The following is an 11,773-nucleotide window of genomic DNA, read 5'->3' as shown; positions in this document are numbered from 1 at the left end:
TTCGAAGATCGGGGTCCACTGCAATGTAACGATAACGGCGCCGCGACACCGAATCACTGTTGGGGCCGCCGTCAGTCAGAGGTGGCCCGCCGGCTCCGAGTAGCGAACGTCGACGATGGTGTCGCCGAGGTAGACCAGCGACGTCACCGACGACAGATCGCACTGGCGGTTCGCCGGGTTGTGGGCCAGCCGCAGGCCACGGGCGCGACGCGCGGCGGCGACGACGCACAGCTGGTGCGTGACGATGATCGCCTCCCGGCCCTCCGCGGCCTCGCGGGCGCGGTCGATGGCACGGTACATGCGGTCGGCGATCTCCTCGTACGGCTCGCCCCAGCTGGGCACGCTCGGACGCAGCAGACGCGGCCAATAGCGCGGGTTCCACAGATCGGAATCCCAACCGCGGACGTGCAGCCCCTCGAAGGTGTTGCCCGCCTCCAGCACGTCGGCGTCGATGACCGGCTCCAGGCCCGTCACGCGCGTCACCGGCTCACACGTCTCGCGGGTGCGCTGCAGCGGCGAACACGCGACGTAGGCGACGTCGTGGCCGGCGAAGGACTCCGCCGTCGCCTCCGCCATCGCGCGACCCCGGTCCGACAGGCGGTAACCCGGAAGTCGGCCGTAGAGGATCTGCGACGGATTGTGCACCTCGCCATGACGCACCAGGTGGACGATCGTGCGCGGCGAATGGACGGGCATGCGCCCGGTGCCCGACCCGGTCACTTGCCGGCCTCCGGGGTCGCCGCAGCTGCGGCCTCGGCGGCCACGCGCGCGGCCGACTCGATGATCTCGAAGTCGTCGTCGGTGAGGGCGGAGGAGACGAACCACGTCTCGAAGCAGCTCGGCGGGGCGTAGACGCCGTTTTCCAGCAGCGCGTGGAAGAACGCCGGGTACCGGAACGTGTCCGCGGCCTTCATGTCGGCGAAGTTGCGGCCCTCCCCTTCCGCGAAACGCGGGGAGAAGAACGTGGCGGCGCGCTGGATGTTGTGGGCGACGCCCTCGGCGGTCAGCGCGTCCGACAGGATGCCCGCCATGCGGTCGGCGTTGGCGGCGACGGCCGCGTACACCGCATCGTCGGCGGCCCGGAGGCTGGCCAGACCGGCGGCGACGGAGACGGGGTTACCCGACAGCGTGCCTGCCTGGTACACGGGGCCCTGCGGGGCGAGGTGCTCCATGATGTCGCGGCGGCCGCCGAACGCCGCGGCGGGCAGACCGCCGGAGACGACCTTGCCGAACGTGGTCAGGTCGCCGGCGACGCCGTCGATGCCGTACCAGCCCTTGGCGGAGGTGCGGAAGCCCGTCATGACCTCGTCGAGGATCAGCAGGGCGCCGTCGTCGTTGGCGATGCGCTTGAGCTCGGCGTTGAAGCCCTCGCCCGGCGCGACGGTGCCCATGTTGCCGGCGGCGGCCTCGGAGATGATGCAGGCGATCTCGCCCGGGTTCTCGGCGAAGGCGCGGCGCACGGCGTCGACGTCGTTGTAGGGCACGACGATGGTGTCGGCGGCCGAGGCGCCGGTGACGCCCGGGGAATCCGGCAGGCCGAAGGTGGCGACGCCCGACCCGGCCGAGGCCAGCAGCGCGTCGACGTGGCCGTGGTAGCAGCCGTCGAACTTCACGACCTTGCTGCGGCCGGTGAAGCCGCGGGCCAGGCGCACCGCCGACATGGTGGCCTCGGTGCCGGAGTTGACCAGGCGGACCTCCTCCACGGAGGTGCGGTCGATGATCTCCTGCGCCAACTCGGCCTCGCCCGCGGTGGGGGCGCCGAAGGACAGGCCGCGGCCGGCGGCCTCGCGGACGGCCTCGACGACGGCCGGGTGGGCGTGACCCATGAGCATGGGGCCCCAGGAGCACACGAGGTCAACGTATTCGTTGCCGTCGACGTCCCGAAGACGCGACCCCTGCGCCGACTCGATGAAGCGGGGCGTGCCGCCCACCGAGCCGAATGCGCGCACGGGGGAATTCACTCCGCCCGGGGTCACCGCACGTGCGTCGGCGAAGAGCCGCGCGGATTTGTCCGTCTGCTGATTTGAGGTCCGCTGGGGTGTAGTCACGCCGCCCATCGTAGGGAAAACGCCCGCGCATCGGGCGCACCCGCCCCGTCCCGCGTCGCCTCCGGCGTCAGCTTCGGCCCATTGCGCGGGAGACCATGCGGCGCGACAGAGCCGGGCGTTTGCCGCCGCGGCCCATGATGCGGTTGAGGCGACGCGACCGCCATTCGATCCACAGCCCGACCAGCACCATGAGCACCGATGCGGTGAGGGGGTGCAGCACGCCCGCGACGGACAACACCAGCACTGCGATGTTGTAGCCCCAGGCGAAGGTGATGTTGCCGGACATGGTCCGGGTGACGTCGCGCGCCAGGGAGATGGCCTCCGGGATGGAGCCGACCCGCGAGCGCAGGGACACCACGTCCGACTCCTCGATCTCGAGGTCGTCGACGCCCGCGTCGGCCTCCATGAGCACGCCGACGTCGGCGACGCGGAGGCATTCGGCGACGTCGGAACCGCCGACCATCACCACGGTCTCCCCGCCGGCGTGGACGCCGCGCACGGCCGCGGCCTTCCGTCCGGGGACGATGCCCGCGTAGACGCGCGAAATGCCCAGGCGGTCGGCGAAGCGCCGGGCCACCGGGTACGGGTCGCGGGTGATCATGATGGTGTCGACGCCCATGTCCTCCAGCTCGTCGATGGCCTCGACTGCATCGGGTTTGATGTCCTCGCCGACGGTGATGACGCCGCGGATCTTGCCGCGCCAGCTGATCACCAGGGGCGTGCCGCCGCCCATCGCGGCGACGGCCATGCGCTCGTCCAGCGCCGACATGTCGCGGGGGCGCCACAGGCTGGCCTCGACGAAGCGCATTTCGACCTCGCCGTCGGAGTTGGCCACCGGCAATTCCGCCTGGCCGATGAACGCTCCGTCGGCGTCGATTTCGACGTGGTGGACCTCGATCCAGTGGGGGACGTCGCCGCCGCCGGTTCCGGAGTCCCGGGAGACGCGGCATGCGCGCACGATCGCGGCGGAGACCGGGTGGTCGGATTCCATCATCAGGGCGCCGGCGACGCGGAGGATCAGTTCGGGGTTCTCCCCCTGCGCCGCCTGCACCTGCAGGACGTGCATCTCCCCCTCGGTCAGGGTGCCCACGCGGTTGAACATCACGGAGTCCGCGACGGCCAGCGACCGGAACGCGTCGGCGTTGCGGATGAGCAGGCCGCGTTCGGCGGCGGAGAGAATGCCGATGCGCAGCGCCGTCGACGTCGACATGGCCAGGGCCACCGGCGCGATGCCGATGAGGATGGCCAGCGCCACGGCGAAGGCCCCGCCCGGGCCGCCGGAGACGAGCCACCAGATGCCGAACGCCGACACCGCCAGCGTCATCGTCCACGGCACGAGCACCGACGCGGAGCGCACTGCGGTCTGGTGGGCGACGTCCTCTTCGCGGATGGCGGTCTGGATCCACCGTTGAATGGCGGCCGCACGCGTCTTGGAACCGGTGCGCGACACGCGGACCTTGAGCTTCTGATCCAGGTTCATCGACCCGGCCCACACCCGGGAGTTGACCTTCACCTCGGTCGGCTCGGCCCCTCCCCCGACGGCCCGGGAGTCGACCCGGGAGGCGCCGCCGACGACGCTGCCGTCGACGGGGATGATCTGCCCGGGCGGGACGACGACGTCCTCGCCGATGTTGAGCTCCGCCACCGGCACGCGGCGATGCTCGGGTTTGGCGGCCTTGCCCGTCTTGCGCACCACGGTGACCTGACGGTCGGCGGGGATGCGCAACACGCTCATGGCGGCGCCGGTGCGCACGCGGTTGTATCTGGTGGCCAAGCGACCGGCCAACAGCAGCACGGTCACGCCGCAGGCGACGTCGAGGAAAAGCTCCGCGGGCGCATTGCGGTCGTAGTTGAAGGCGAACCACGTCGGCGACGTCGTGAAGCCGATCCGGCCCGCCTCACCGAAGACGATCTCCCCGATGGACCAGGCCCACGCGGCGAGGATGGCCACGGCACTGGCCCCGTCGAGCGCGGACATTCTCCTGCGCATCGACGCCAGCATCGCGCGGTGGAACGGCCAGCCGCCCCACAGCGCCACGACGGTGGTCAGGGCGGCGGCCCACCACTGCCATCCGTCGAATTGCCACGGCACGTGCAGCGACAGCACGAGCACCGGGATGCTCAGCAGCAGCGACACGATGAACCTCGTCCGCGTCACCAGGGCGCGGGCCGTGAACAGGACCTCGTTGGAGCCTTCCGCGAGCAGCGCTTCTTCACGACGACGGATCCTCGCCTCGGCCATCTGCTGTGCGGCGGCGGGCACGGCCGGACGGCGACGGGGCGCCGCGTCCAACCGGGTGGCCCGGCGGCGCAGCGAATTGCGGGTCAGGTAGGCGACGATGCCGTGTTCCTCGAGCGCGGCGATGAGCGTGTCCGGGGGCAAGTCGTCGGGGGCGGTGATCCACGCGCGGCCCGGCGAGTAGACGACGGTGGCCGTCACGTCGGGAAAAGCGTCGAGGATCTTCTCCGCCTCGTCTGCGGCCAGCGCCGACTCCAGGCCCTCCAGGACCAGACCGTAGGACGTCAGCCCCGTGCCGGTGCGGCGGGCCAGCCGCTGGTGGAGGCTTTCGTCGTCGTCATGGCGGCGCGACGACCGCAACCACGCGGCGGCCTCCTTCGCCTCATCGATGGCGCGGTTGACCCGTTCGTCGGTCTCGCGCAGTTCCCGCGCCTTGACGTGCTCGGCGTCATGCACCGATGCGTCCGCCGTCGCGGATCGCCCGCGATGGCCCGCACCCGCGGGGCCCGCCGACGTCGGGGTCGCCCCATCCTTGGGGTCCGGGGCGCCCTCGCCGGGTTCACTCGGGGCGGCGGTGCAATTCGGGGGCCGCGATGACGGGCTCATTGCGCCGCGCCGCCTTTGCCGGCCTTGAGGTCGCGGTACAGCAGGACGAGGCCGATGACCATCACGCCGGCGGGAACCGCCGTCCACGGCGTCACGGCCATGGCCATGCTGCCGGCGAGCGAGACGAACGCCACCAGGGCGATGACGCCCATCAGCACCCGGCGGACCACCTTCGACTCCCCGGCGGAGGGGGCGAGCACCGCGACGACGATCGCCGTGACGATGCCCAACACGCCGACGATGACGATGTCCCGGGAGACGTCGGCACGCACGCCGGAGCGATCCTCCGTGAGCACCAGCAAAGCCACGACGGCCTGCGCGATGGCCCCGCCGATCAACGTCAACAGCCATGCGGGGCGACCGACGGTTGCGTCAGCGGCCATGTCCGCCTTCCTTTCCACGACCACGCCGGGGACCCTTCCCCGACGCCGATCCCGGACCATCGCCGGAATCGCTTCCTCCGGCGCCAAAATACTCCATGGCGTTGCGCCCCGAGGCCAGCACGACGGCGGCGCCCGCGGCGGTGGCCGACGCGATGGTCAGGGCGCCGTCCGCGAGCTGAAGCGGAACCGGGGCCAGCGGCCACGGGCCGACCGGGCCGCCCATGAGCACGGTGAGCATGCGCACGATCAAATACGCCGAACCCGCCACGAGGATGAGGCGGGCCCACTTGGCGCCGGCGCGCATGCGGAACGTCAAAAACGCGAATATGCCCGCGAACACCACGGTGAGGAGCATGGTCAAGATCGCCGATCCGCGGGCCACCATGATCTTCTCGTCGGCGCTGAGCTCGGGGAACGAACCCCCGACCGGCTCGCCTCCGAAACCCGAGACGTCGAGCAGCGCGCCGGGGTTGAGCAGATTGATGGCCAGCGTGGTCATCGCCGCCGCAACCTGCAGCACGCACGTGGCCAACCACGCCTGCCAGGCGCCGACGATCTGCTCCGGCGGTGCGGGACGCTCGCTCATCGCTGCCGGAGCTTCCGGGCGATGTCAACGGCGAAGTAGGTGAGCACCTGCTCGGCACCGGCCCGGTGAATGCCCAGGACGGATTCCATCATCGCGGCCTCCAGGTCGATCCAGCCGTTGGCGGCGGCCGCGTGGATCATCGCGTATTCGCCGGACACCTGGTAGGCGGCGACGGGCACCGGCGACATGTCGGCGACCTCGCGCACGATGTCCAGGTACGCCATCGCGGGCTTGACCATCACGAAGTCGGCGCCCTCGGCGACGTCGAGCTCGACTTCCAGCAGGCTCTCGCGACGGTTCGCCGGATCCTGCTGGTAGGTGCGGCGATCGCCCTGCAGCGAGCTGCCGACGGCCTCGCGGAACGGGCCGTAGAAAGCGGAGGCGTACTTCGCCGAGTACGCCATGATGGCGACGTCGGCGTGACCGGCCTCGTCGAGCGCGGCGCGGATGACCTCGATCTGGCCGTCCATCATTCCGGACGGCGACACGATGTGGGCGCCGGCGTCGGCCTGGGCGACGGCCATGCGGGCGTAGTTGGTCAGCGTCGCGTCGTTGTCGACGACGGTGCGGCCCCAGCGGTCCTCCCGCAGCACGCCGCAGTGGCCGTGATCGGTGAACTCGTCGAGGCAGGTGTCGGCCATGATCAGCACGTCGTCGCCGAACTCGCGGCGCAGGCGCGACAGCGCCCGGTTGAGCACCCCGTCCTCCCGCCACGAACACGCGCCCTCGGCGTCCTTGTCCGAGTCCAGCGGCACGCCGAACAGGTCGACGCTGGGGATGCCCAGTTCCGCGGCCTCCTCGACCGCGCGAACCAGCGAATCCTCCGTGTGCTGCGCCACGCCGGGCAGCGAGGAGATCGGGCGGGGCCCGTCCAGGCCGTCGGCGACGAACATGGGCAGGATCAGATCATCGACCGCAAGCGACGTCTCCGCCGTCATCCGCCGCATCACCGGGGTGGAGCGCAGGCGGCGCGGCCTGCGGATCGGGGCGGGAACGTTGGCTGAGGGGATACCGGATTCCGTCATGCCCCCAGGGTACGGCCGACCGCCGGGAAACGGGCACCGGGGTCCCGCCCGCGGCCGACCCCGGCGTCGCCTACTCGGCGGCCGTTTCCGCCGTCTGCGCCGGGCCGTCGTCACGCGACTCGGCCGCAGCCTGCGGGGCCTGCGCAGCCTGCGGGGCCTTGGCCTCCGTGCTCCGCTTGCGGCGCTTCTTCCGCGGCGGCGGCAGCTGGCCGGCGGCACGCAGCGTGGCGACGTGCTCGGCCAGGGCGTCCACCAGATCGGTGATGCCCGCCCGCTCCGGCATGACGTCGACGCGCAGCCCGTACTCGCGGGCGGTGGCCGCCGCCATCGGGCCGATGCACGCGATGATGGTGCGCGCATGCGGCTTGCCCGCGATGCCCACCAGGTTCTTCACCGTCGACCCGGAGGTGAAGCACACGGCGTCGAAACCGCCGGTCTTGATCATGCTGCGGATCTCCGCGCTCGGCGGGGCGGCGCGCACCGTGCGGTAGGCGGTGACGTCGTCGACCTCCCAGCCCAAATCGATGAGCCCGTCGACCAGCACGTCGGTGCCGATGTCGGCGCGCGGCAGCAGCACCCGGTTGACCGGGTCCATGCCCTCGATGAACTCGGGGAACACCTCGACGACGCCGGCCGCGTTCTGGCGGGTCGGGTCGGGCAGCAGCTCGGGCGTGATGCCCAGCTCGCGGATCGCGGCCGCCGTCTTGTGGCCGACCGCGGCGATGCGCACGCCGGCGAACGACCGCGCGTCCAGGCCGAACTCGGTGAACTTGTCCCACACCGCGTTGACGGCGTTGACCGACGTGAACACCACCCACTGGTAGCGCCCGTCGACCAGGCCCTTGACCGCGCGCTCCATCTGGGCGGGGCTGCGCGGCGGCTCGATGGAGATGGTCGGCACCTCGATCGGAATGGCGCCATGGGCGGCCAGGCGGGTGCGCATCGGGCCGGCCTGGCCCTTCGCGCGCGGCACCAGCACGTTCCAGCCGTACAGCGCGCGGTTTTCCCACCAGCTGTACTTCGAACGCTTGTCGACGCCCTTGCCCAGGGTGACCACCAGCGGGCCGGACAGGTCGCCCGACAACTGGGCGAGGGTGCCCAGCGTGACGTCGTAGGTGCGCTGCAGGCGGGTGGTGCCGTGGACGGTCACCGAGGCCGGCAGCGAGTCCGGCAGGCCCCGGGCGGACAGTTCCCCGGCGATGGCCGACAGGTCGTCCTCGACGGCCTGCAGCACCAGCGGCTGCGGGGCGGCGGCGAGCTCGTCCCAGTCGACGTCGGCGCGCCCGAGATCGGTTTCGGTGTACGTCGAGCCCAGGGCGATGCCGGCGAAGGCCGGGACCGTCGACGGCACGGACATGCCGGGCACGATCTGGAACTCGATGTTGTTGCGCGACACGGCGTTGATCTCGGCGAGCACGGCGTCGCTGGTCAACGGGTTGCCGGCGACGAGGCGGACGACGTCGTGGCCGCGGCGGGCCTCGGCGACGAGGGCGCGGCTCATTTCGGTGGGGTCCTCGATGGGCTCGCGGATGTCCGCGGCGGTCGGCGGGGCGGGGCGCGGCGGCTTGCGGCGCGATCCCGAGGCCTTCGCGTCGGCGCACAGGCGCTCGTAGGCCTCCTCCGCCTCGCGAAGGACGTCCTCCGGCACCGGGAGATCGGCGGCGACGAGTTCGCGTACGCCCGGCATAACGTCGGGGTCGACGAAGGCTACGGAAGTGCCGGCGAGGACTTCGCGGGCGCGCAGCGTCAGCAGGTCCGGGTTGCCCGGGCCCGCGCCGACGAACAGGATTCGTCCGGCGGGCGTCGTGCGGGGGGTGCTCATCGTGGTGGCGTTGCTCTTCTTCTCGGTGGTTCGGGGGGCGGGTTTGTCTGAAACGGAGGGCCGGCGGGCCCCGGGCGTCAGCGGAGGGTGTCTCCCATGACGTCGTGGGCGCCCTGCTCCAGCAGTCGGGCGGCGACGGCGCGGCCGATCTCCTCGGCGTCTTCCGGGGCGCCGACGCCGGATTCGACCAGGCGGCGGGACCCGTCGAGGGCGAACACGCCGGCGGTCAGCTCCAGACGGCCGTCGTCGGTGATCTCGGAGTGCGCGGCGACCGGCGCGGTGCAGCCGGCCTGCAGCTCGGAGAGGATGGTGCGTTCGGCGCGGGCGCGGGCGTGCGATTCGGCGTCGTCGAGGCGACCGAGGATGAGCGCCAGGCGCTTGTCGGCGGCGCGGCACTCGACGGCGAGGGCGCCCTGGGCGGGGGCCGGCATGAGCACGTCGACGGCGAGGGATTCGGCGGCGCGGTCGAGGCGGCCGGTGCGGTCCAGGCCAGCGCGGGCCAGCACGACGGCGTCGAGGTCGTCGTCGACGCGTCCCATGCGGGTTTCGATGTTGCCGCGCAGCGGGCGGATGTCCAGGTCGGGGCGCACGGATCGCAGCTGGGAGACGCGGCGCGGGGCGGAAGTGCCGACCTTGGCGCCCTGCGGCAGCTCGGCCAGCGGCAGGTTGCCGCGGGAGATGAGCACCTCGCGCGGGTCGACGCGCTGCGGCACGGCGGCGATGATCAGGTCGTCTTCCGGCGCGGTGGGCAGGTCCTTGAAGGAGTGGACGGCGACGTCGCAGACGTCTTCGCGCAGCGCGTGGCGCAGGGCCTGGGTGAACACGCCGATGCCGATCTTCTCCACCGGGTCGTGGCGGTTGGCGTCGCCGGCGGTCTTGACGATGACCAGCTCGGCCTCGTGGCCCATGCGGATCAGCGCGTCGCGCACGTGGCCGGCCTGGGTGGTGGCCAGTTCGGAGCCGCGGGTGCCGATGCGGATCACGGGCCGGTCGTCCCCGGCGACTCCGGCGTTGGCGTCGGTGCGCTGGGTGTCGGTGTTGGTGTCAGCCACGGTTTCCTCCGGTTGTGGATCGCATGATGCCCTCGATGTCCGCGGTGCCGCGCATGCGGCCCATGCGGTCGCCGACCATGAGGTCGGCGGGGATGTCGGTGTCGGCGTACAGCGACTGGGGCGTGGACAGCGGAAGGTCGAACAGGCGTTGCAGGGCCTGTGCGTAGGACGTGCCGCCGGGTTCCCCGGACAGCTTCTTCACCTGGACGGTGGGCACGTGCAGGAGCTTGTCGACGACCCGCCGCACGGTTCGTCCGACCTCCTCGCGCTCGCGCTCGGTGAGTCCGGGGGTCTTCGCCTCCAGCCGGAGCAGTTCGGCGGAGACGACCTCGGCGGCCTTTTCGCGCAGCGCCTTGACCGTCGGCGCGGCCTCCAGTGCGCGCTGCGCCTGCAGGTAGCTCTTCAGCTCCTCGTCGACGATCGCCCGGGCGGCGATTTCGTCGTCGCGGCCGAGTTCGCGGGTCGACGTCATCTGCAGGTGCTCGATGTCGAACAGCGCGATGCCCTGCAGTTCGCCGACGCCGTCTTCGACGTCGCGCGGCATCGACAGGTCGGCGATGGCCAGCGGGCCGGCGTCGCGGACGTGGTCGATGAGGACGACGGGGCTCATCGCGCCGGTGGCGGTGACGAGGATGTCGACGTCGTCGAGGACGTCGCGGTAGTCCTCCAGCGCGATGGCGCGGGCCGGGACACCCGCCTCGATGGAGTGGTCGGCCAGGTTCTGCGCGCGATCGAGCGTGCGGTTGGCGACGGTGATGTGCGAAACGCCGGCGCGGCCCAGGTGGGTGGCGGCCAGCGAACTCATGGCGCCGGCGCCGAGGATCAGCGCGTTGTTCCCGGCCAGACCGTCGGCGTCGCCCGGACGGTAATCGGGGTTGATGGCGCGGATGGCCTCGTCGACGGCGACGGACACCATCGAGGCGCCGGCCTCGTCGATGTCGGTCTCCGAGTGGACGCGCTTGCCGGTGTGGAGGGAACGCTGGGCGAGGTCGTGGAGGGTGCGGCCGACCGCCCCGTGCTCGTCGGCGCTCTGGTAGGCGGCGCGGATCTGGCCGATGATCTGCTGCTCGCCGATGACCATGGAGTCCAGCCCGGAGGCGACGGACAGCATGTGCTCCGCGGCGCCTTCGGCGTAGCGGACGTAGAGGTGGGGCGTCAGATCGTCGACGTCGAGGCCGGAGCGGTCGACGATTTCGCGGATGACCGCCGACAGGCCGGCGTGGAATCCGCGGGCGGCGACGTAGTATTCGACGCGGTTGCAGGTGGATACCAGCATCGCCTCGGACACGGCGTCCTCCTCGAGGAGCCGGGCGAGGGTCTTCGGCTGATCCGTGTCGGCCACGGACACGCGCTCCAGCATGGACACTGGCGCGGACCGGTGCGACATCCCGACGAGCAGCACACTCACGGCATAACCACCGCTATCCGTTCCTCCTCCATCCGGCGTGTCGATTCGGCGGCCGGATCTCGATTTCCGCCCGGCCGTACGGTTTGCGACGCCGTCGCCACGCGGATCCTGATCGAGGTGAAAACGGCGCGAACCGGGGTGACGGCGCATGACGCCGACCCCGGTGCGGATGCCAGATCCACCATGCCCTAGGGTGATGACAGGCGTTGTGCGCCCGCCACCGCCGTGGGCTCATTTTCATCAACGGTAGACCGTTCCGGGGGTATTCCACAAACGCGCGCATCCCCCATCATTGCCCGATGTAGCTCATCGGGGGCGCCCATTCCCCGCCCCGCCGCGTCAGCTCAGGGCGTCGATCAGATCCTCGTCGTCGATCTCCCAGCAGGCGATCTCCTCGCCGTCGACGAGCACCACCGGCACCCGATCCCCGAACTCGACGGCGTCGGCCCCGTCTCCCGCATCGACGTCGACGACCTCCACGGTCGCGCCGAAACGCTGCGCGATGGGCCGGATCTGGGCTTCCACGCGGGCACAGGAACCACAGGTCGCGCGGGTCATGAGCGTGACGACGGGCATGTCGTCGCCCCCTTTCGTCGCAGGTGCG

General features: G+C 71.5%; 10 protein-coding genes. All 10 read right to left on the bottom strand.

Going from position 1 to position 11,773, the window contains the following annotated elements; translation table 11 throughout:
• Positions 1–75: 75 nt before the first annotated feature.
• A complete protein-coding gene (locus CFREN_RS01310; protein ID WP_070521008.1) occupies positions 76–696 on the bottom strand; it encodes a histidine phosphatase family protein in 621 nt (206 codons plus the stop codon).
• Positions 697–716: 20 nt separating this feature from the next.
• On the bottom strand, positions 717–2,048 hold the full coding sequence (gene hemL, locus CFREN_RS01305) for a glutamate-1-semialdehyde 2,1-aminomutase (protein WP_371327326.1): 1,332 nt from the start codon (positions 2,046–2,048) through the stop codon (positions 717–719).
• Positions 2,049–2,115: 67 nt separating this feature from the next.
• A complete protein-coding gene (locus CFREN_RS01300) occupies positions 2,116–4,893 on the bottom strand; it encodes a heavy metal translocating P-type ATPase (protein WP_083291323.1) in 2,778 nt (925 codons plus the stop codon).
• Positions 4,890–5,276, bottom strand: a complete 387-nt coding sequence (locus CFREN_RS01295) for a hypothetical protein (RefSeq protein WP_070520868.1) — start codon at positions 5,274–5,276, stop codon at positions 4,890–4,892. The genes CFREN_RS01300 and CFREN_RS01295 overlap by 4 nt, the downstream gene beginning before the upstream one ends.
• Positions 5,266–5,862 carry a hypothetical protein gene (locus CFREN_RS01290; protein ID WP_070520871.1) on the bottom strand — a complete coding sequence of 199 codons (597 nt, stop codon included), beginning with the start codon at positions 5,860–5,862 and terminating at the stop codon, positions 5,266–5,268. The genes CFREN_RS01295 and CFREN_RS01290 overlap by 11 nt, the downstream gene beginning before the upstream one ends.
• Positions 5,859–6,887, bottom strand: coding sequence for a porphobilinogen synthase (gene hemB, locus CFREN_RS01285; RefSeq protein ID WP_070520874.1), 1,029 nt, complete (start codon positions 6,885–6,887; stop codon positions 5,859–5,861). Before hemB ends, CFREN_RS01290 begins: the two co-directional genes overlap by 4 nt.
• 70 nt (positions 6,888–6,957) lie before the next feature.
• Complete coding sequence (locus CFREN_RS01280) at positions 6,958–8,709, bottom strand: bifunctional uroporphyrinogen-III C-methyltransferase/uroporphyrinogen-III synthase (protein ID WP_083291324.1); 1,752 nt, start codon at positions 8,707–8,709, stop codon at positions 6,958–6,960.
• A 77-nt stretch (positions 8,710–8,786) separates the two neighbouring features.
• On the bottom strand, positions 8,787–9,692 hold the full coding sequence (gene hemC, locus CFREN_RS01275; protein ID WP_070521011.1) for a hydroxymethylbilane synthase: 906 nt from the start codon (positions 9,690–9,692) through the stop codon (positions 8,787–8,789).
• Positions 9,693–9,753: 61 nt separating this feature from the next.
• Positions 9,754–11,169: a glutamyl-tRNA reductase gene (locus CFREN_RS01270; RefSeq protein WP_209654268.1), complete on the bottom strand. Its 1,416-nt coding sequence runs from the start codon at positions 11,167–11,169 to the stop codon at positions 9,754–9,756.
• Between the two features lie 339 nt (positions 11,170–11,508).
• On the bottom strand, positions 11,509–11,745 hold the full coding sequence (locus CFREN_RS01265) for a glutaredoxin family protein (protein WP_070520880.1): 237 nt from the start codon (positions 11,743–11,745) through the stop codon (positions 11,509–11,511).
• Positions 11,746–11,773 lie beyond the last annotated feature (28 nt).

Source organism: Corynebacterium freneyi (genome assembly GCF_030408835.1).
Lineage (GTDB): Bacteria > Actinomycetota > Actinomycetes > Mycobacteriales > Mycobacteriaceae > Corynebacterium > Corynebacterium freneyi.
The sequence above is the reverse complement of the archived record's forward strand: the minus strand, read 5'-3'. Positions and strand labels throughout refer to the sequence as shown.

Bases quoted from the DNA above. Each gene is read 5' to 3' on its own strand.
- CFREN_RS01295 (WP_070520868.1), bottom strand. From the start codon at position 5,276: ATGGCCGCTGACGCAACCGTCGGTCGCCCCGCATGGCTGTTGACGTTG.
- CFREN_RS01300 (WP_083291323.1), bottom strand. From the start codon at position 4,893: ATGAGCCCGTCATCGCGGCCCCCGAATTGCACCGCCGCCCCGAGTGAA.
- CFREN_RS01265 (WP_070520880.1), bottom strand. From the start codon at position 11,745: ATGCCCGTCGTCACGCTCATGACCCGCGCGACCTGTGGTTCCTGTGCC.
- CFREN_RS01310 (WP_070521008.1), bottom strand. From the start codon at position 696: ATGCCCGTCCATTCGCCGCGCACGATCGTCCACCTGGTGCGTCATGGC.
- CFREN_RS01280 (WP_083291324.1), bottom strand. From the start codon at position 8,709: ATGAGCACCCCCCGCACGACGCCCGCCGGACGAATCCTGTTCGTCGGC.
- hemB (WP_070520874.1), bottom strand. From the start codon at position 6,887: ATGACGGAATCCGGTATCCCCTCAGCCAACGTTCCCGCCCCGATCCGC.
- CFREN_RS01290 (WP_070520871.1), bottom strand. From the start codon at position 5,862: ATGAGCGAGCGTCCCGCACCGCCGGAGCAGATCGTCGGCGCCTGGCAG.